Origin of the sequence: Oligoflexus tunisiensis (genome assembly GCF_001748245.1) — a bacterium.
In the GTDB taxonomy this organism is placed as follows: Bacteria; Bdellovibrionota_B; Oligoflexia; order Oligoflexales; family Oligoflexaceae; genus Oligoflexus; species Oligoflexus tunisiensis.
Genome location: NZ_BDFO01000001.1, coordinates 785649 through 805880, shown reverse-complemented (window position 1 = coordinate 805880; position 20232 = coordinate 785649). Strand labels below are relative to the sequence as shown.

Here is a 20232-nt window from a genome sequence, read left to right as displayed (position 1 = left end):
GATCGTTTACCAGGATCCAAAGAATTTTGCGGAGTCTATTTTCCGGGATAGAGGCAATGAAAGCAGTTATCTCCCTCCACGCCAGCGCCCGCCATCCGGTCTCCATCAACTCCGGCTGACCCGCAGCAATTGATCATCTTGGTGCTAGGCCCCTTGATTACGACCGGGAAGATCGAAAAAATGAACGTTACTTATTAAAATTATTGATATTTACTCCGAATCTGTCTCGCCTGGTTCAAATAACTCGGACATTTCGCAATTCAGTTTCCGTCTGGTCATTGTCTGAACTCTAGGCAAGATTTTAAAAAATCAGCATTACCTATTCCCAATTAATTCAATGCGATATAAAAGTAAATTGTGAATGGTTCACATTTTGTATATAACTTACCGAAGGAGAAGCCAAGGTGGCCCGCCCTCCTAAGTTTGTCGATGTCCTGGAAAAAGTCCGAGTTGCTGCAAGGACGGGAGCCTATAGGCCTACATTGCATGCTATCCAGCGGATGAAAGAGCGTGATGTGGATTTGACGGAAGTTGATTATGTGCTTAAAAACGGCCATAACTGCAAAAAGCACGACAAGTGGAAAGACGAGTTCCAGTGTTGGACCTACGGAATCTGTGGAAAAACTTTTGATGGAAAAAAAATCAGGCTAGCTGTTGCATTCAGTGGAAAGATGATGATCGTAACAGTCATCAATGAGGAGCTTAAAGATGGCCAGGAATTTTGAAATCTATGAAGCCCTGGGCTTCCCGATTATCATAGAAAACCCTCGCTATATTGAGTTCGCTGGCAATAAAGTTCTGGACGTCAATCCAGAGAAAATCATGAAGGCTGCGTTCAAGGCAGTCATTCATAAGCCTGCTCGACTTAGCGGTTCTGAAGTAAAATTTCTTCGTGGTTATATGCAAATGTCACAAGAAGAATTTGCCAAGCTTATCGGAGTGGAACGATCTATAATCTCTAAATGGCAGGACAGAAAGCACGAATTCACCGGAATGGATGTGCCAACTGAAGTTTTATTGAGAGTGCAATGCCAGCTTTTCATCAATAAAAAGGCCGGAGTTAAAAAAGAGTTCTTCGATGAAATGTTAACCAAGTCACTACTAACCAAAGACGTTGGTGAAGCTATTCGGCTTGCCTGCTAGAGTTCCCCGAAAATGAAGACGAAGAGGACTCAGAGATATTTGACCTAGCCTCTGCTGATATTCAGGAGACATATACTGCAAACCAACTCATGCAGCCTCTGTCTCCTTCCAATCAACAACCTCATTGTTCAGAACGATTCTACAGAAAAAGTTGACAAGGCACATCTGGTCAGGACTTTTGACAAACCCTGAAGCCAATGCCGGGTTCCCGACAACAATGGCCAGGCACTGGGCACGGCTCAGCGCTACATTAAGTCGGTTTCGATTGAATATGAACTCTACGCCCCGTGGAGCTTCATGCGAGCTACTGGCACCAAGTGATAAGATGACGACCGGAGCCTCCTGACCCTGGAACTTGTCCACACTAGCGATTCGAAATTCACGGCCCAGCTTACTTTGCAGAAGTCTAACCTGCAAATTGTAGGGGGACACTATAAGGATGTCATTCTTTGTAAGAGCGCGCTGAGATGCTCCGCTCTGGTTTTCCACAAAGCCCATATGTAAAAGTTCTTTAACGACCTTGTGGATGAGCTGGGCCTCCTCTTCGCTGCTTTGTCGATTGCCACTGTGGTGCACTGGCAGGTAATGAATACCACTTATGGACTGTACGAGGGCCTCCGTGCCGTTTGGAACAAGCATTCGGGTATTGGTACATGGATGGTGGTTCAGGCGACCTTCGTAAACCGCATCAGAAATGAACCGGCAGATACTCGGATGGAGACGTCTTGTAATGGGCAGGAAGACACCCTTATCCAACGGTACAGTGGTCAGACCCTTGAGGTAATAGTCCAAACATGAAAGCCCGCTGTCACCTGGATGACTCCCTTTCGCGGGCTGGGCCAGCTGCATCTGATCACCAAGAAATACAAAGTTTTTCGCAGAAGCCGAGGCAGCGATAAGGTTGGCGACGCATACCTGACTCGCCTCATCAATAAACAGGTAATCAAACTGATCTCTGAAGTTATCACTGGCAAATGCATAGACCGTCCCCCCAACCAGGGCAATAGAATCAAAATCATTCAACCCGGAACCACTGCGAACGAGCTCAATCTCCATTTCTGAGACCGGCTGTCCGATCTTGATGATCTTTCCAACCGTCGGCTCGCTCTTTAAACATCGAGCGGCTTCAGCCAGCAGGTTATCAATCGCCTTGTGGCTATTGGACATGATACCGATCCGCTTGCCCCGTCGGCAAAGTTCGGCGATGGCCCGGCTGCCGGTATAGGTCTTCCCAGCTCCCGGCGGGCCTTGAATGACCAACGAAGTCTCATCCATCCCGCATATCACCTGAATAATAGCCTCGACGGTTGTTAAGGCTGCGCTTACAGGCAGACGGGCGCCATTCTTAAGACGTGGGCTTTGTCGGTTAAGGAAATCATCAAGCGCCTTGTGGCGTGAACCCTCAACATGGGCCTTCGCGTATTCGCGTATGATCTTTTCAAACTGATTGGGTCTTGGCGGTTGAGGCAAAAGGTCCAATACTTCTGGCAAAGCCCCTTTCGAACTTGTCTTGAACCGCACGATACCGGACTCCTGGTTCAATTCAACGAGCGTGACCTTGAAGTCTCGATCATGCTTTAAGCAGAACGTGTCGTCCGCCTGAGCTTTAACATCCTGAGCCGGGTCAAACTTGAAGGTATACACGAGGCTTCGTGCGACCTTTTCGGGACTTTTCCCATCATGCACCAATCCCGCTATACAAGCCGGATCATCGTAGAGTTCTTCAGACGCCATCTCAAAGCGGGCGAAGTATTCCCAATACTCACAGCGCATCTCGCGTTTGTGATAGAAAAGCAGCTGGCTGAGAAGCGTACCAATCTCACCCATCCCGTCCAATTTCTTAATAAGCTCCTGGACTTCGGCTTCCTCAGGTTCGGGTCCCTTTATTTCAGGCAGGGGCTTCGAACGGATCCCGTTCTGCTCCATTTGCTTGCGGAGCCAGACCGTGAGCTCATAGGTCGACTGACAGTCGTCTTCATTGTACTTCCGGATGTCCTCGAGTATCTCAGCCGCCGAAGGCAGCCCCAATGCCGACGCATCAAGCCAGTTCTGGTAGTACACAACCGAGGCAGCAGCATTCGCGACGTCCGTATTGCGGTGAGGCCTATAAAGGTGCTCCACCACCTTGATCGAATAGCTATCGGCGCCGATCACAAAAGAATTCCGAACGATTTGATAAAGATCAACGAAGACATTATTACGCAGCAGGTCATCAAGCTTCGCTTCACTGCACCCATAGCGTTGGGCCAGATAATTGAGGGCCCTGGTCTCATAGGAAGCATAGTGATACACGTGCATTTGGGGATGTTTGAGCCAGCGCTCATGGACCAGCTCCACAAATCGTTTCAGCGCCTCCCGCTCCTCGGTGGCATCATGGGCCCAGATACATTCAAAACGGGGCTTCGAGGCATCCAGGGACACGTACCCCCAAAGGTACTCGAGCCCGTTGATCACAAGCGGGAACCCCTCCATATCGAAGAAGAGGTCCCCGGGGTCAGCCGGAGGCAATTGGGACAGTGCCTCCTCACCCCCTGACACCAATTCACAGTCCGGGATCACCTTCCCCCTCGAGCGGATCTGGATCCGGCACTGTTTGACCAGACGCCGCACGACATCAGGAGCTATCCCCGGCACACTGGTGTCTTTCAATTGCCCCAGCTGGGCCATGGTATGGACGCCTGCTGCTGCCAGACGCCTGGTCTGCATCCGTGTCATGCGAGCCACCTGGAACACGGAATCCTTCTCAGCAAGAATTTGTTTGGCAGCGGTCTCCCATGAACCAAAGGAATGAGACTGAATCGGATCTGGGACCTGATCCAAGGAAAATTGATCCTGGAACTCCAGAAAGCGCTTCTTAAGGGCAAAATAATAAAAGTAGGAGTCATGGGTTCGATAGGCTTTCTCTTCCCCTATGCCCAGGATCACACCAATACGCTCCGGGTGCCTGCCCTGGATAGTCTCAAACATGTTGACATAAGCGCAGAGCTGAATCAAAGAAGCGGGCTTGGTACTCCGGGAGAGCTTACAATCCCAAACCTCATAATGGTAATCGCCCAGCTTCGACCGACCTGCCACTCTGATTAAGAAATCAGCACGCCCCGCAAACTGCTCAAAGGCCAGCGGCGCTTGATAGATGACTTCCACCCCTGCCTTCATCGTCAGGATTGTATCTTCAACCGAACCCTTGCTCAGGTCAGCTATATTTCGACCTTGGTTTTGGAACTTCTGGAGAATTGCCGCTTCGTGGGCTTGTCCTTTACCCTGTAGAATCTTCATCATTTCGTCAGTGGGGTCTTTGGGAAAGCGCCCAGGAGATTCTTTCTCGCATCGATCCATCCACGAAGCGAACTCAGACTCTGCAAAAGTACAAAGATCAGAGGGTGAGAATACGAGTTGGCTTCCTACATAGCGCATGCTGTCTCCGATGCTGCGGACATGAGCAGCTGGCAGCCAGATGATCCTTTTCACCCAGACAGCCCTGCCCATGCTTCAGATATATCGGAGCTTTTCTTGCGAAAATTCGTGGTTCAGAAATTTTTACCGGTTTAAGAGGGGTGGCCTTTATCTCTACAATGATAAGATCTAGCTACTTTATCCAATATTTAAGGATAGTTGCATGGAACATTGATACATTTTTACCACATTTATCGTTTTTGTGGTCAAAATGTATCGCGCGCAAATGTCAGTCTAACGATGTGGAAAATTTCGATAATAGGCTAAAAATACTTAAAATGAAGATTGCAGAGACCTCAAATCTAGAATGCCATCACCTAACATGTTTTTATTTTTGGGAATGCGTTGCATCTTCGTGGGACTAGCCATCAAAGTCAGGTCTGATAGTATGTGATCAAAAGTTACAGGAGTTATCATGACCATCGAATCGCTTGCAGAATCATTCCGTGAGGCCAAAGCCAAGGCAGGCCATCCAGCCAGAATCAAGTATCCGAAAAAGCTTAAAGATGCTGCCATTGAATACTTTAAAGCGAATCCAAGCTTGACCCCAAGCAGGATGGCATCCATGATTGGGATATCCACAAGTTGCGCCGACAAGTGGTTCAAGAGCGTCAACAAGCTAAAGCAAAAGACAAGATAAAAACCGACCCGCCGAACTTTGTCGAACTTAAACCACAGGAAAATGCAGATCGGACCGTGGCAAATGATGGAGAGCTGAGGGTTCGCATTATTGAAGTCAGTATCCCAGCGGCTCTGGGAGAGGCAGAACTGTTTTCGTCACTCAGAGCTATCGTTCATGGGGCTGTCTAATGTTTATATCAACGAGTCAAATCAAAATTTTTCTCTATCGGAATACCATTGATGGCCGCTGGGGGATGGATCGACTATTTGCGCTGGTGGACTCTGAGTTGCATTTGGATCCGAGGTCCGGGACTTTCTTTGTCTTTTTTAACCGGAATCGCAGCTTGGCGAAAGTGGCCTATTATGACGGAAGCGGCAGCTGCCTGTTCTACAAGCGCCTCGAAAATGGCCAGTTCAAATATCCAAATATCGATGAAAATCAGAACTCCTGTGAAATCGCGCCGACAGAGCTGGCACTACTTTTGGAAGGCGGAAATTTAGACCCGATCATCAAGCCCAAACCATGGCAGCCTAAAATGAGGGTTAACTCCCATTGATTCTCGAATCTTACATCATTATTCTCTGCCGCATGAAATCTTATCCAGACATTGATAACCTGATTTATAGGGCAAGAAACGAGGCTCCTTGCCTTATCAAATCGGATCTCATGCGGCTTATACTTGATATGGCTTCAGCGCTGGAGTTTTGCAAATCTGAGCTGTCATTTGCCAAAGGCAAGCTGGGTGCGGCTAATCGCCAGCTATACCAAGGCTCCAGCGAGGCTGTCCCTGAGGATAAAAAATCACCGAAACCAGCAGCTGAAAAGGCAGCTCTTTCTGATTCCGCAGAGAAATCCAAAGCCAGGCTCCGGGAGCTCCAGGCCGAGGCTCGAAGGCTGGCAAGGGACTTGAAAGAGCGATCGACTCCAGCAGTCGATAAGATGGCCCACAAGCAGCGGACTGCTAAAATTCCTCAAGGGATCATCTGCCCTGAGTGCAGAGGCGAGATCAAAGATCAAGGCAAGTACCGTGAAGCCGTTGAGATTGACGTGCATCCATCAAGGTTCGTCAAGCGAACTGTTAACTTGCACAAGGGCTCCTGCAGTTGCGGCTCGACGACTCTTAGAATGCCAGCTTCGATCAGAGCCGCCGAGGGCTCTAAATTTAGCCCCCGGTTTGTATCACGGCTCGCTCTTGATAAATTTGATATATCTCTGCCGCTGTATAGGCAACGAAGGATGATGACCTATGAGGGGCTTGATCTTGACAGATCGACTCTGAATCGCGCCCTCGAAAGACGCAGCATTCTTTTGAGTTCACTTGCACAAAGAATTCACGAACTAAATCTGAAAGAAGAGTATCTAAATGTCGATGAGTCTCCGCTCAGACATTTTGAAAGTGGTCAGCGCAAGACTTCGTTTCTATTTTCGTTTGTATCGGACAAAGCTGTCAGCTACCAGGCCAAGGATGGCCGCAATCGTAAGGTTGTAGCAGACCTGATTGGAACCGGTCCTGGTGTGTTGCAAACTGATGGGCTCAACATCTACGACAATAAACTTTTAAACAAAGATCATGCCGGATGCCTTGCGCACCTGCGCCGTTATTTCTTTCATTCTCTCCTGTCATTTCCAAAGCAGTCGCTTGAAGTGATCAAGCTCATATCAGAGCTTTATGGTATCGAACATCGGGCAAGAGCGAAGGGGGTTACCGGCGATCAACTTTTGGTCGTTCGAGACAGCGAGTCTCGGCCTATTATGGACAGGATCAAAGAGCGGGCCAATTCTTTCGATCCGCCTCCAAGGTCTACCCTTGGCAAGGCCATTGGCTATTTGAACCGCCATTGGCAGAAGCTTTGCTATTTTTTAGAAGATCCGAAAGTCTGGCCAGACAATAACCGGGTGGAGCGGGCTCTAAGGCTTCCAAAGCTCTGCCAGAAAAATCACTTATTTACGCAGGCTCGCTCCGGCAGCGTTGCCCTCGAAGTCTACTATACAATCATCGCGACCTGCAGACTGTACATGATCTGTCCCGAGGACTATCTGACCGATATCACGATCAGACTCAATGAAGGTCACCAGATATCCCGCCTCGATAGCCTTTTGCCCTGGAATTGGCAGGCCGCCCCGCCCAATGAGATTGATCGCATCAAAAAATACGTCAGATATGATAAAGCTCGATCGGCCTAGACAAGAGTTTTATGGAATCAATTGTTCTTTGAAAACTGCATATGTAATGCCTACGAATATGCGAAGTCTTTGAATCGTTGAAAATGTCAGTGCCAATATTCTTCCCGGACGAATAATTCTTCCAGGGTTATGGCAAAGACATCCTATGCAGAATATAAAAGACATGAGCCAGAGCAAACCATACTCTATAAGGTTCTGGAGGAGCATTCCCAAACTTTTTTTGATACAATCGCCGGGGATTCCGATCGAAAGGCGTTACCAGATTTTATAAGGCGCGAGTTTGACAAATTTTTAAGCTGCGGCATTTTATCCGAGGGATTTGTCAGACTCAAATGTGACGATTGCATCCACTCAATTATTGAGCCATTTAGCTGCAAATGTCGAGGTTTTTGTCCGTCCTGTGCTGGTCGCCGGAACGTTCCATTTATCTCGCGGACAATGTTATCCCATTTGTTCCAACGAGGCACTGGGTTTTATCAGTCCCCTTCGAACCTCGCTATTGGATGGCCTATTAAAAGATCGGCGAATGCGCCATATGCGAGTCAAATCCGGATCATCCTTGCCATCCGCCTGGAACAGATCCGTGTTAAGTTCCTCCTAAGGTTTTGTGCGTCGCATCCGATTCATAATAGAGCGAAGGCACAGGCCAAAGGCCGTGGGCAACTTTTTCTGAGCACAATGGACTGGAGAATGAGCTTGGTTTTGCAAAAAAAGAAAATTCTACTTGTCGGCGCTGACCAGAGATGGGGATCCGCTCTGAAGAAAAATCTGGATGGACAACTCGATCTATCTCTAGGTGCTGGATTGGACGACCGGCTCGGTCAGACAACAGACCAGCTCTACGATATTATCCTTCTCAGCTCCGATGAGGGAAAAAAACTGGATTCCGACCAGTTGAAGTGGCTCAAAGCGCATGGGGAAAGGACCCGCATCCTCCTCTTCGATGAAGCAGCTGCAACGGAAACAGACTGGACCGAGTATCCTCTGAGCGTCATCGATAATATTGTAGCCAAGCCGATGAATGCTGATGATTTCATGCGAATTATAGGGGAGCAAACTCAGAAGCCGGAAGTGTCCCTGCGTTATCATCTCCGGTTGATCTCGTCCTTTACCATGGCAACGCGGGAGATTCTGGAATTCTATACGCAGCAGTATCCCGTAATCGGCGAGGTGAGATTGACCAAAGACAATCATGCCCATAAGGAGATCACAGGATTGATTTCCTTTATTGGCCAGGATGCAAAAGGCACTCTGTCTATTGATTTCGATGAAGCGTTTTTCCAAAAGGTGGCTCAGGCCACACTTGCTGATGAGAGCGCCGCGTCCGATCCGGAAAGCCTCCACGATTTCGCGGGTGAGATTTGCAATCAGGTGCTCGGTAAAGTCAAGGTTAGATTGGCTAACGAGGGAGTTCGCTTGACCGCGAGTCTTCCTAGAGTGGTCAAGAGACTTGGCAAACCCGTGTTCGATGAAATGCACCATGAGATCGTTCAGGTCCAACTCCAAATGCACCAGTCTCATTGTGTGCTGCGTTTCAATATGCTGTAAATTGTCATGAAGCATCCACGTCGCTAGCGATGCTGCTGCAGGCCTGCAGCAGCTTGTTGAGCGACGTCTCAAGATTGACCAGCAAGCAGCTTTCAATACTTGGGATTGGCAACAACCTCCTGGAAGAGCATTGCACCTGTCTGGCTGTCACGAAGAGCCAGGAAGAAGGGACGATCAGCAATAAAGCTCAAAATGGGCTTGGGCGGCAGAGATGTCACGCTCATCGTAACTCCAGTGACGGCAGCCGCCTTGAAACCGGCCTCATCCATTTCAACAGCAGTTTTCTGCAGAACCTGGCTGATAAAAACGGAGGCATCACCATGCGAACGGCCCATACGTCCGAATTGGGCTTGATGGGGATTGAAGGCCTGCACCATACCAGCCGCTTGCAAAAGTACACCGCTCAGAGAGCAAAAGGACATTCTCATGGCAGGGCCCTTCGAACGGTCGGTGATGCCCTCCTAAGACAGCTCTTTAGCATGCTCAGGCACAAAACTTTGTATGACCCAACGAGGCGCTTGCATCCGAATGCAAGCGCCCTATAGCAAGCCTTTGCGCAATCTAAACCGGAATCCCGAAGCAAATTGCGCATAGTTCTGTGATGGAGGCGTTTAAATGAAGTTTTGAATCAGCTCATAGATAAACTCACCAAATCCCCAGAGATCTTTAAGTAAGCTGTACACACCTGCGACTGCAGTAATGGACCTCATCATTTTTTTTGCTTTCCTTCTCAACTTTTTCTTGATCTTTGGCATGAATCTTAAAAACCTCGCGCTCAAAGTCAGAGAGGGAAGGAAAAGCTCTCCCTTAAACGGTTAAGATTGCTAGCCAAAATCGGGTCATCCTAATTTTTAAGCATGGGGTCATTTCGTATACGCGGTTTATAGACCGACAACACTACTTGCCCATCACGCGACAGGCCTCCTCTGTCGTGTGTTTACGCTCCATAACCTCACTGGTATCAGTGTATGAAACGGCTCAAAAGGAGGAAGGAAATCCAGAATTCAAGGGCTTCTTGATACGAATCGGAAGTTGTGATTTAAAAAGTGGTACCCGAATCGTCATGCCGTCAATCACGATCGGTTGAACTTCGGTATATTGAAAAGCCTATCCGGAACCCATGCAACGCACAGAGCGGTAAAATCCAGCATCACTCTTCAATGAAATACCTTTCCCTTGGGAGCAAACGGCAGTCTCCCGTGTTTTGGCACCAGGAAAGCATGCGCCCTCCTGATCTCGAGACGACTCTTAATCTGATGCTTCATCAGAATATCGCCCCTCTCGACATTGGTTGACAAGGCAGTCGCTTGTTGGGCGATTAAACTGCCGGGAAAGACTCCAAAGGCAGGCAGTTGCATACTCGTGAATCACAGGTGCTTCTGCACCGTTGGTAAAGCGCCCAGGTCTCCTTCTCGCATCGTTCCATCCAGGAGGCGAACTCGGATTCGGCGAAGGTGCAAAGGTCAGAGGTGAGAAGACAAGCTGCCTTCCTAAATAGCGCATGCGATCTCCGTTCTGAGGCATGAACAGCTTGGAAGGCCGGATAATCCCTTTAACCCAGCCAAACCTACTCAGGCTTCAGATATATCGGAGCTTTTTTGGGGGAAATATCGCGTTTCAGAAATCTTTACCGTTTGTAATCTATATGGTTGTTTTTATTAAATATTTGTTATGATTTTGCGCGATAAGTGCTTGTGTTTAATGGACAATCAAAGATTGAACAGAAATGTGAACGTTCGCACGAATTATGCCCGATAGGACATTTTTCGCAATATAGTTGGGATAATATGCGGAGCTATAGCAATTCGTTCACGTTTCATGCTATGTTCATATTATGTGAACACGATGGATTTTGTGAACATGGACAGAACAATTAAAAGCGCTCTCGATCGATTCTCTCACCAAACCGGCCTAAGAGTTCGGATCCAGAGCTATTGGATACTCGCCTCGATCGACCAGTCTTATGATGCTTCCATCGCTATTAAAATAGGAACTGCTGAATATCCATTCTGGGTGATCTACAACCAAAAAGGAATAAATAGACCACGATCATCAACTAGTAAAATAGAGAACGTTATCGAGATGGGGGATTTGTCTGAACAACAGAAGAGAAAATTCCTGGAAATAAGAACCCCATACATCGCGAATGATGGTGACTTCTCGATTCCCATCATCATAACGAATAGCGCTACCACAAAGAAATGGACAAGCAAGAAACAAAACAAGAACGACTCCCAAAGGAGCGGCAAGGCTTTCACAACTTCGATCGCCAAGGCAAAATTCATTCATTACCTCATGGCGATGAATCACGAGTCACACAAAACCCAAAGGCAAATAGCCGACCGAATAGATGTCTCGCTAGGCGCAGTCAACAAATATCTAAAAGAATTAGTAGAGTCGAACTACATCGTCAATGACAGTAATAGACTTCGCTTAGTTGACCCTGGCAAGATGCTTGAACTTTGGACTGTAGAGTATCTCCGAAGAATACTCCCGAAAGTTGAAAAGCACTTATTTGATGCCAATAGTGACAAACAGTACATGGATCTGCGAACCACTCCTGTCAAGCTCAAGAATGGCTACTGGAGCGGCGCGAAAGCTGCCGATTTGGTAATCGGGTCCGAACTTCCGAACCGTTTCCTCATATACAGTGATAGTCCACACGAAGTAGCAAAAGAGCTTCGCCTGCGCCCAACCGAAAATGGGAAAATAGAAATTCGTAAAAAGTTTTGGAATTTCGATTGGAAAGAAGAAAAGCAGGGCATAGTGGATCTGCCGCTCATCTATGCTGATCTCATGGATAGCGCAGATCCAAGAGACTTGAAGATCGCAAGGGAAATACGAGAGATATGGATAAAGCCCCTTTAATCGACATCGACAAAGACGTACTGGAAGGCTTGAATCATCTCCACAAGTTATGCAGCGACAATTTCATCATTGTCGGTGCAGCAGCTCGAGATATCTTAATGCAATATCATAAGCTCCAACCATCGAGAGCAACTAGAGACGCAGACCTGGCTGTCCGCATAGGCAGTTGGGACCTATACGCGGACCTTAAAGCCCGGCTCATTGGCCTCGGTTTTCGACAGCAAAGAGCAGAGTACAATTTCCATTACAAGACAGCGATATTCGACATTATGCCATTTGGAGATATACAGACGAACAAAAGCGAAATATTGTGGCCTCAAGATGGAAAGGTCATGAACATGCTGGGCTTTGATGATGCCTTCAGAACTGCCCATAAATTCAGAACCGACAACAATATCGAGATACGAATTGCCTCTCTGTCGAGCCTGGTATTGCTGAAGACAATAGCTTGGAACGATCGTCCCAGAGAAAGACCTCAAGACCCCATGGATATCGACACAATTATATCGAACTATCTTGAGGCCGGGAACTTTGACCGATTCTATGACGAAAACTCTGACTTGGCAGAGATGAAAAACTTTACAATGGAACGAGCAGGTGCTGCATTAATCGGGAGGGATCTCTATAGACTCTGTTCAAACCGAGCCCTTGAGGAAATGAAGGGAATATTGGAGAGGGAACTGGATCTCTCTGAAATATCAGTTTTCTTTCAACAGATGGCCAGACGCAAAAACATTAGTGTATGCATAGATCAGATCCAAGCCATGCTTTCGAACATGAAATGACCGTAAGCGGGAGACCTGTCTACCTCGCTCATTGAGCCATAGCTAGGCCTAGAGGCCAAAAACTACCTGGACCGATGGCTTGCCTATCCGAAACCCTTGCAGTGCAGAGAGCGGTAAGAGCGAAAGCATCACTCTTCAATGGAAAATACCTTCCCCTTGGGAGCAAACGGCAGTCTCCTGTGTTTTGACACCAGGAAGGCATGAGTTCTTCTGATCTCAAGACGGCTCTCGATCTCCCCATCAGTAATAATGAGAATCGGGCCATCCTTAGGAAAGTCTGTAGCCATCTCGAGTAGCTCAATCCCCGGCTGAAGAGCTGTGCCTCCCCGACCTTGGACCTTGACGCGCTCAAGCTTCAGATATAACCGAGAGATATCATTATCACATCTCTGAGAACGAAATTCCCTCAGGAATAGCCATTTTGGCATTGTTTACCCTTGTCCAACCTAATCGATTTCGATATATTCCCGGCTCCTGGCATCTAAAAGTCGGAGTCACCTATATGATTCGCATGAAATGTTTACTTCTTTCGATCTGCATTGCAGCCATCAGTGCTTTGACTCCTGTTGCGAAGGCTCAGGGACCATTGAGAATTCCAGACATCGACCCTGAATTATTGAAGGGACTCGATTTCGGCTCCCCTCCGAAAACAGAGTTGGAAATGCCATCCTTGCAACCCCGGGAGGACAAGTTTTCAATTAAACTCACTCCCGAAGAAGCTGAACTGCTGAAAAAGGCGCTGAATGAGAACAAAAAGCCCTCCTATCAACCACCCGAAGTCAAGGATACACGCTTCAATCCTCGGCTGGATATTGACGAAGCAACAGCCAAAGCCATCCTGGACAGACTCCCTGAGAAGGAGCCTGAATTCGGCAAGGTAGAGAGAGGAGGCATCATCGGCGCATCTGAGGGAAATTCGGAGGAACTCTCACCGGCTGAAAAGAAAGAATGGGAAGCCCATCAAGAAATATTGAAGGAAAATTTTGGCAGTCCTACGACGATCTGGACTCGCGTTGCGGACGATGTATTTCTAGGCGATACCTTACAAAACACGACGGAAAAACATCAGCTGAAGAGGATTCTTTTTGCCGATTATCTTGGCTATTTGAATGCCATTGGGCTGGAGCTTGCTTCATATGAGATATCCTTGAAAGCAGCTAGAGAGAAGTCCAAGTCTGGCAAGTGCTCGGCTGCCACCGCTGAAGAGTATGAACAAAACCTGATCGATGCAGTGCAGTCCGATCTCGATACATTTACCCGCTCCTATTGCAACAATATCTGTAAGGACCAGAGCGCTTTCCTGGAAAGAGCGAAGTTTGCTTCCCCAGATGGCATGATCGAGAGCTGTGCTGACAAGGCAAAAAAGATCTATGACCAGTACAACTGCAACGAATTTGGTCAGAATCCAGGCGGTGTAGGATCGTTTATGACTTCTGATTTGGCAGAGGGCGATTCCGTTGAGAACACTGATTTGCATGCAAGCCGGAACAACGCCTCATTCACCGCTGAAACAGCTACGCGTTTGACACCGTCGACGTCCAATCTCAATGCGTCCATTTCTCACGATCCAGGATTGGGAGAAAAAATCGCCATTGACGGAAACGGCCTAATAAACCGCGTGGACTTCAATACAGCCCTTACAAAACAGCGAGCCAATTGCAAGCGACTGGAAAGCATAAAATTACGTACAACATGGACGGCACCTGACGGTCAGGATCGGACGCCCTTTGTGATCCCGAGTGGGCGCGACCCCTTGGATCCAAGATGGACAACCCCTGCCGACAACTTTGAGGAGGAACCGGAGCCTATCGCCACGGCGACTCCAAGAAACAATACCTGTAAGACAACGGACAAGGTTGATGATAACCACTTTGTTAAGCTTCGATCTGAATACCAAAAAATCTCCCTCAGAAAGATTGCCGAGATACTGGGTGATTGGCCCTTACTTGATGAAAATGACAACATCAAAAAGGACTACTTACGTCTGATACTCCAGACCAGTGATCAGCTTTTCCTGCCGCTTATAGATGACCTGCAAGCGCAATACACGAAAGCCTGCGGGTCAAATTCCAATCTTGTGGCCGATACAACAATGGGAACCACAGACATCGGCGGCCGATCGTATGAAGTGATTGTAAGAGGCAGCCCCGATGACCTTAACAAAGATGATGAAGCCGAAAAATCCAAAGAGGAAGAACGACCTGAAACCTTGGCTGCTTACTTCAATCAAACGTCTTCACTGATGGATGGTTTTTTTGATGCAATTCTGCTTGGCTCCGAGCAAACCGGACCGGCAACAATCCCGGAATTCAGAGGTGCAGAAATTGCAAAAGCAGTCCTGGATGGTCGAATAAGTCCAGAAGACATTCCCGCGGAAGCAGCCAGGGGTCCTACCGGCCGGGTTGCCCAGGAAATTATCAAACAAACTGAAAAATATCTGGCGAACGGACAGTATCAGGGTTTCAAACTTTTCGCAGTTCAGTTGACAGGTGGAGTTGTCAGCGGCGGTGGCGCTGTGGCATTGAAAGACGGGGCGAAGGCTGTATATCGATCCGTGGGGTCGTTCTCCAGAGTCTTGAAGCTCACCAAGCAGCTTATTATGAAGCCGATGCTCCCAGGTGGACAAACCGGCGCGATTAACATAAGTCTTCCGAGTTTCAAGAAAGTCAAAGTGGAATGGGGTCACATTTTTTCGGGACATATGGCTGGCGGCTCAAGAATTGCAGAGGGCACCGCTAAAACTTTATTTCCAGACTATATGTCCCAAAAAGCTGTTCAAAAGGCTGTCGAAGAGGCATTCAGAAATGCCAAGAGAGTGGGCACTCAAGGCGATAGACTAATTCTGGTGGGGAAAGGTGGAGGCCTTTCAATCAAGCTGTATTATAATTCTGTTGAAAAAGTCGTTGAAACGGCCTTTCCAATTTTCAGATAAATTTAAGGTGCTTTATGAAAAGTGTTAGGCTGGTTGTGCGCGAGGAAACATTCTGTGTTGGGCCATCATCCAAGTCCTCTTTTACTGGTGAATTATATTTTGACGTGGATGGATGGTTTTTTCCCAGTAAGAGCTGGAATGACCTGATTCCCGGTGTTCTGCATATGTGGACCGATAATCTCATCGCAATCCTCCGCGGAGGATCTGAGAGTCACCAGTTGAATTTCATGGATGGCCCGTACAAAATATTAATTGCTATGGAGGGAAAAAGTCTAAAACTAACTTTCATGGAAGAAAAGTACGATACCGACACCGATGCTGAATTCAATGTTGAGCTGCGTAAAGTTGAAATTCTAACATCAGATTTCATAGAACAGATTTGCAATGCTGTTCGAGTAACAATTGAGTTTGCGAAGAAGAAAGGCATCTTATATAGCTCTATTCCTCCACTAGAAAAGAATTTGAAAATATTGGCAGAGTATTGTGCGAAGTGAAGATTTTTCAAATGGAACTGAAATCGGGTCAGTACGATCAGTCAGAAGGCATAATCTGAGGGCTAAACCAATCTGGAATGCTTGGTCGGAAAGTGACAATTCCTGCTGCGATTTATCGAATGGGTCAAAGACGGATTCAACATATATTCAGGAAAGTGCAGGTCATCCGTCGGCAAAATGAGCTGCACCCATACGCGTTCAAGACACAAACGTTTCGCGGATAAAAGCGCGGAATCGGCGAGAATCAAAAACCGGTAGGAGTCGACGTCGACACCGGGCTGCCGTAGATGGCTCGAATGTTTTGGATATCGGTGGCCGAAAATTCCGTCGTTTGGTTGTAAAAAGCGTAAGGATACATGACGTCCTTGATCGAAGGAGTGTGATCCAGGCCAAGAGCGTGCCCGACTTCGTGCAAAATGGTGCGTTCGTTCGCACCTTCCATGACCGTTATTTGAAAGCTGCCAAGGTCGGCGAAGGCTTCGACGGCGCAGCCGGGTCCAGAACCATCGAACGCCTTGCAAATCGCGGCTTGATCCGGCTCCGTTACGGCCAGAACCCGCGGCGGATTTCCCGCCCGTGCCGTTTCATTCATCCACTTGACAACCGCCCTGTCCACTCTGTACTGAAGGCCGGCGCTTGCCTGTTGAGCGGAAACGGTGGACACAGATGTGGGTTCGCCCCCGCAAGCGACGAGAAGAATCGCACTCAGGATCGTGAAGATGGCACCATGACTCGAAGAATGGCGAGCCAATTGACTGCAGAACGAAAGCATGAATCACCTCAAATTGTTTTTACCAAAGCAGGACCAACTGTAGCGGGCCTTGAGCAAGGTGCATGCCAGGTTTTTGCATATCACAGTGTGAACACTCCGCGCTGCGGCTCTTGCCATATGCCCCGGGGTGGCGATGGCTGTGAAATACCTTAAGAGCCCGGATTCGCTGCAATCGCCAGCACAACCTCGAGATTTACGCCTTTCCATGGTGCACTGTTTTTTAAAATCAGACGACGAGCTGGCAAGCTCATGCGGTTGCACAGTGCCTGGCGCAACTGCCAGCAGTATCCGGGTAAGTTGTTGAGAGTGCTGATGCTTATGGCGAAATCGGAAACAGTACGGTATTTTTACCAGATTTTTTCACCGCAAGTGGATGTATCTAATGATGATGAAAGAGGAAATCATCCCTATGAAAGGCATGAAACGTAGCGGTTTCGAGCATGATGGACAAGAACCTGATCACCGTCAGGCTCCGGAGCCAATCCTTGTTAAGCAGGAGTCATCTGCGCGAGGGCTTCCGCTTCCGATCCATAGAGCAACTTGCTGACATCCAGTATGATGCGAACCTCGTCCCCCACCTTGCCTATGCCACGGATGTAGCGGGCACTCTCATTGTGGGCCACGCGTGGTGGCTCGCAGACATTCTCCTCCGGAATGCTCGTCACTTCGTTAACGGAGTCCACTACAAGACCGATGGGATGCTCATCATGATTCACCACGATCACGCAGGTTCTTTCGTTATACTCCTGAAAAGGCATACGAAAGCGGGTGCGAACATCCATCACCGGAATCACCTGCCCACGCAGGTTGATAACGCCCTTTATGAAATCAGGCATTTCGGGCACGGCAGCAATTTTTTGAATGCCAATGATTTCCGTCACGTATTGGATTTCAATACCGTAGTCTTCTCCATGCACACGAAAGCCCAGATAGCGGCCTTTCATGCTATCCTCTTCATCCTCATTCCAGTCATCATCATCCTGATGCTCACGCTCATTGGCTTTTTTCGTGACCACAGGTTTTCCCTTCCTTGCTTGAATTTATGCCACCGGGATGCTCTTGCCACAACCGCGCTGGTCAAAGACCATCCCAGAGCCAATCATCCAGCACGTAGAATACGCACCTTCCCCAGGCCTTCTCTTTCAGCCGATGCATGATCCACCTGAGAGCGATCGAGCTTGAAATACGAAAGATTGCGCTGCAATTCCTGAGCCTGGCTGGCCAATTCCTCGGATGCGGACGCGGTCTCTTCAGCGTTCGCTGAGTTTGTCTGTGTAACTTTATTGACTTGTTCAATTCCAACTGCGATCTGCGCGATCCCAGTGGCCTGCTCACGACTGGCCGTGGCAATCTGCTTCACGATTTCCGCCACTTTCAGCGAGCCGTCGACGATCTCCTTGAAGGATGCCGTCGTCTTCTCGGCTTCACTCAAGCCGCTGGCCACCTTGCGCGAAGAGGACTCAATCAGCTCTGTGGTTTCTCGAGCTGCCTTGGCACTGCGACCTGCCAGATTGCGAACCTCCTCAGAGACGACGGCAAAGCCCCGCCCATGTCGTCCAGCACGTGCGGCCTCCACGGCAGCATTGAGAGCCAACAGATTGGTTTGAAAGGCGATATCATCGATGACTTTGATGATTTTGGATATTTCGAGGCTGGATACCTTGATATCCTGCATAGCCCGAAGAGTGTTTTCGATTTGTATGCGGCCGTGTTCCGCTGCAGCTTGAGCATACGCAGCGGTTTCGCTGGCGCTATTGGCAGCGTCGGCATTAATCTTGACTTTGGTGCTGATCTCGGTCACCGAGCTGGAGATTTCCTCAATCGCAGAAGCCTGCTCGTTCGCACCACTGGAAAGACTCTGGCTGGCACTTGAAACTTGGCTGGAACCAGACAAGACAAAATTTGCAGCTTGATTGGCCCGGGATATCACATCCTTCAGGATAGCGTTCATCTTCGAGAAGGACTTGCCCAAGCGATCCTTATCCGAAAGCACTCTAATGTCATTCGTCAGATTACCATCCGCAATGGCTTCCGCTTGTTCCGCCTTCTCATTCAAGCCCTTCACCATGGTCTGGAGATCATGGAAAACGCCGCGGCTGGTGGAGGTTCCAAAATCGATTGCAGTATCACCCAATGTGATCTGCTGTAACGCTGCGCTGAGAATAGCGGGATCAGCACCCAGCTGATGGGTCACAGCGTGGGTAATTTGAAAGTATACGCCGGCGAACAATATGGTGGTTAGGACGGCGAAAATTCCGATGAGGATGAGCAAAAAGCTGCCGCGTTCTTCAAACTTTTTGACTTCCTGAAGCGTTCTTTTCTCCAGGAGGCGCTCGAACTCATCAATCGGCTTCATGATGATGACTTTATTGTCATGATATTTCTGATCATGCATGATTTTGATGGCATTGGCACGTTCCGCCTTAACTTTCGCTGACTCGGTCTCGTCGCTGCTATTGATAGGTGTCTTCATGGCATTCATAGCGATCGTTTCTGTGGCCACCAGGTTATTGGAATTGGTTTCTGCCTCCTTGAGCTTGGAAAACTCCTCTTCTGAGAATCCCAACTCACGCATCAACGTCTGCAAGGGAACGGTCCTGCCGTCCGGCCGAGGAGCTTTTCCATTCCGGATGTCCAGGATATCAAAATACTCTTTCTCGTATTTTGCATCGCCTGTCACCACAAAGGTTCGAGCCAGCCGTGTTAGGTCCTCTGAACTTTTCCGCAACTCGTTGGCCAGCTGATAGGAATCGTAGCGACGTTCCTGAGCCGCATTGAGACTATATTGATTCGCAAAGAGGAACCCCAGGATCACCAGGGTCGCCAGCATCATTGTAAAAACAAGTCCACCCATAATTCTTATTTTTTTTATCAGGGGCATCTTTTCTTCTCTCGTTCCAATAAGATCATGAAAGATTCAGCAACCTGGTGTTCATGCACGGAATCGGCACGATAAATTTCCGCTTTAGAGTGATCTGAATATGTTGATTGGCAAAGCATAATTACGTGATGAGAAAAAGTGGTGCGAAATTTATAGTCTAAATGAGTGATTTGCCGAACCAGGTATGAGCCGAAGTTGAACCAGCAGCAGGTTTCACAGATTTTGCGGGCAACGAGCATTCAGTGAGAAGAGTTTTTTATTCGAAATTGGATAGTAGTCGGTTGCACGAATTCAGGTCAGATTAAAATGCTACTTACGATCGACCGGCAATGTGGTCACGCAAGTAATCGCTGTAATTAGTTATGTGCACGAAAACGCTCTGTGTGGCGCTGCTATTTCGTGTTATACCAATCCCTCAAACAGACCTTCAGTTGCCATGCCTGAGTAACCAAGAAGCACCCTGCCTGAATAGTAAACTTTGGTCACCATTTCACACTGGTGTTTTCATGCGACCATTTCTTTTATTTCAATCTATTTACTCGACGCCTGG

Annotated in this window: 15 protein-coding genes and 1 pseudogene; 10 read left to right on the top strand and 6 right to left on the bottom strand. The window is 48.2% G+C overall.

Going from position 1 to position 20232, the window contains the following annotated elements; all coding sequences use genetic code 11:
- Positions 1-404: 404 nt before the first annotated feature.
- Positions 405-725 carry a DUF4258 domain-containing protein gene (locus OLTU_RS03645; protein WP_141731396.1) on the top strand — a complete coding sequence of 107 codons (321 nt, stop codon included), beginning with the start codon at positions 405-407 and terminating at the stop codon, positions 723-725.
- Positions 709-1143, top strand: a complete 435-nt coding sequence (locus tag OLTU_RS03640; RefSeq protein ID WP_141731395.1) for a helix-turn-helix domain-containing protein — start codon at positions 709-711, stop codon at positions 1141-1143. Before OLTU_RS03645 ends, OLTU_RS03640 begins: the two co-directional genes overlap by 17 nt.
- 87 nt (positions 1144-1230) lie before the next feature.
- On the opposite strand, the gene OLTU_RS03635 is transcribed toward OLTU_RS03640, so the two are convergent.
- Positions 1231-4611 carry a TM0106 family RecB-like putative nuclease gene (locus OLTU_RS03635; RefSeq protein ID WP_176736308.1) on the bottom strand — a complete coding sequence of 1127 codons (3381 nt, stop codon included), beginning with the start codon at positions 4609-4611 and terminating at the stop codon, positions 1231-1233.
- Between the two features lie 400 nt (positions 4612-5011).
- Here OLTU_RS03635 and OLTU_RS03630 point away from each other — a divergent pair, with 400 nt between their 5' ends.
- The 4 genes from OLTU_RS03630 (at position 5012) to OLTU_RS03615 (ending at position 8950) form a co-directional block, all read left to right on the top strand.
- Entirely contained in the window at positions 5012-5236 is a 225-nt protein-coding gene (locus OLTU_RS03630; protein ID WP_141731393.1) for a hypothetical protein, read from the top strand.
- A gap of 169 nt (positions 5237-5405) precedes the next feature.
- On the top strand, positions 5406-5774 hold the full coding sequence (tnpB, locus tag OLTU_RS03625; RefSeq protein WP_141731392.1) for an IS66 family insertion sequence element accessory protein TnpB: 369 nt from the start codon (positions 5406-5408) through the stop codon (positions 5772-5774).
- Positions 5771-7402 (top strand): IS66 family transposase, encoded by a 1632-nt coding sequence (gene tnpC / locus OLTU_RS03620; protein ID WP_141731391.1) that lies wholly within the window; start codon positions 5771-5773, stop codon positions 7400-7402. The genes tnpB and tnpC overlap by 4 nt, the downstream gene beginning before the upstream one ends.
- Positions 7403-7531: 129 nt before the next feature.
- Positions 7532-8950: a chemotaxis protein CheX gene (locus OLTU_RS03615; RefSeq protein ID WP_141731390.1), complete on the top strand. Its 1419-nt coding sequence runs from the start codon at positions 7532-7534 to the stop codon at positions 8948-8950.
- A gap of 92 nt (positions 8951-9042) precedes the next feature.
- Here the strand turns inward: OLTU_RS03615 and OLTU_RS03610 are convergent, their stop codons facing one another.
- Positions 9043-9378, bottom strand: coding sequence for a serpin family protein (locus OLTU_RS03610; RefSeq protein WP_141731389.1), 336 nt, complete (start codon positions 9376-9378; stop codon positions 9043-9045).
- Positions 9379-10810: 1432 nt separating this feature from the next.
- Between OLTU_RS03610 and OLTU_RS03605 the strand changes: the two genes are divergently transcribed.
- Both OLTU_RS03605 and OLTU_RS03600 read left to right on the top strand, forming a co-directional pair.
- Positions 10811-11818 (top strand): type IV toxin-antitoxin system AbiEi family antitoxin, encoded by a 1008-nt coding sequence (locus OLTU_RS03605; RefSeq protein ID WP_176736307.1) that lies wholly within the window; start codon positions 10811-10813, stop codon positions 11816-11818.
- Positions 11800-12603 carry a nucleotidyl transferase AbiEii/AbiGii toxin family protein gene (locus OLTU_RS03600; RefSeq protein ID WP_141731387.1) on the top strand — a complete coding sequence of 268 codons (804 nt, stop codon included), beginning with the start codon at positions 11800-11802 and terminating at the stop codon, positions 12601-12603. The genes OLTU_RS03605 and OLTU_RS03600 overlap by 19 nt, the downstream gene beginning before the upstream one ends.
- Positions 12604-12731: 128 nt before the next feature.
- Here OLTU_RS03600 and OLTU_RS33115 read toward each other — a convergent pair.
- Positions 12732-12950 (bottom strand): annotated as a pseudogene (locus OLTU_RS33115) (DUF2201 family putative metallopeptidase); the annotation flags it as partial.
- A 155-nt stretch (positions 12951-13105) separates the two neighbouring features.
- Between OLTU_RS33115 and OLTU_RS03590 the strand changes: the two are divergent.
- Positions 13106-15535: an EndoU domain-containing protein gene (locus OLTU_RS03590; protein ID WP_141731386.1), complete on the top strand. Its 2430-nt coding sequence runs from the start codon at positions 13106-13108 to the stop codon at positions 15533-15535.
- A gap of 14 nt (positions 15536-15549) precedes the next feature.
- Positions 15550-16029 carry a hypothetical protein gene (locus OLTU_RS03585; protein WP_141731385.1) on the top strand — a complete coding sequence of 160 codons (480 nt, stop codon included), beginning with the start codon at positions 15550-15552 and terminating at the stop codon, positions 16027-16029.
- Between the two features lie 244 nt (positions 16030-16273).
- Here OLTU_RS03585 and OLTU_RS03580 read toward each other — a convergent pair whose 3' ends face one another.
- The 3 genes from OLTU_RS03580 to OLTU_RS03570 all read right to left on the bottom strand — a co-directional run bounded on the left by OLTU_RS03580 (position 16274) and on the right by OLTU_RS03570 (position 19655).
- Positions 16274-16801: a matrixin family metalloprotease gene (locus tag OLTU_RS03580; protein ID WP_141731384.1), complete on the bottom strand. Its 528-nt coding sequence runs from the start codon at positions 16799-16801 to the stop codon at positions 16274-16276.
- A gap of 488 nt (positions 16802-17289) precedes the next feature.
- Complete coding sequence (locus OLTU_RS03575; RefSeq protein ID WP_141736737.1) at positions 17290-17745, bottom strand: chemotaxis protein CheW; 456 nt, start codon at positions 17743-17745, stop codon at positions 17290-17292.
- A gap of 155 nt (positions 17746-17900) precedes the next feature.
- On the bottom strand, positions 17901-19655 hold the full coding sequence (locus OLTU_RS03570) for a methyl-accepting chemotaxis protein (protein WP_218109815.1): 1755 nt from the start codon (positions 19653-19655) through the stop codon (positions 17901-17903).
- Positions 19656-20232 lie beyond the last annotated feature (577 nt).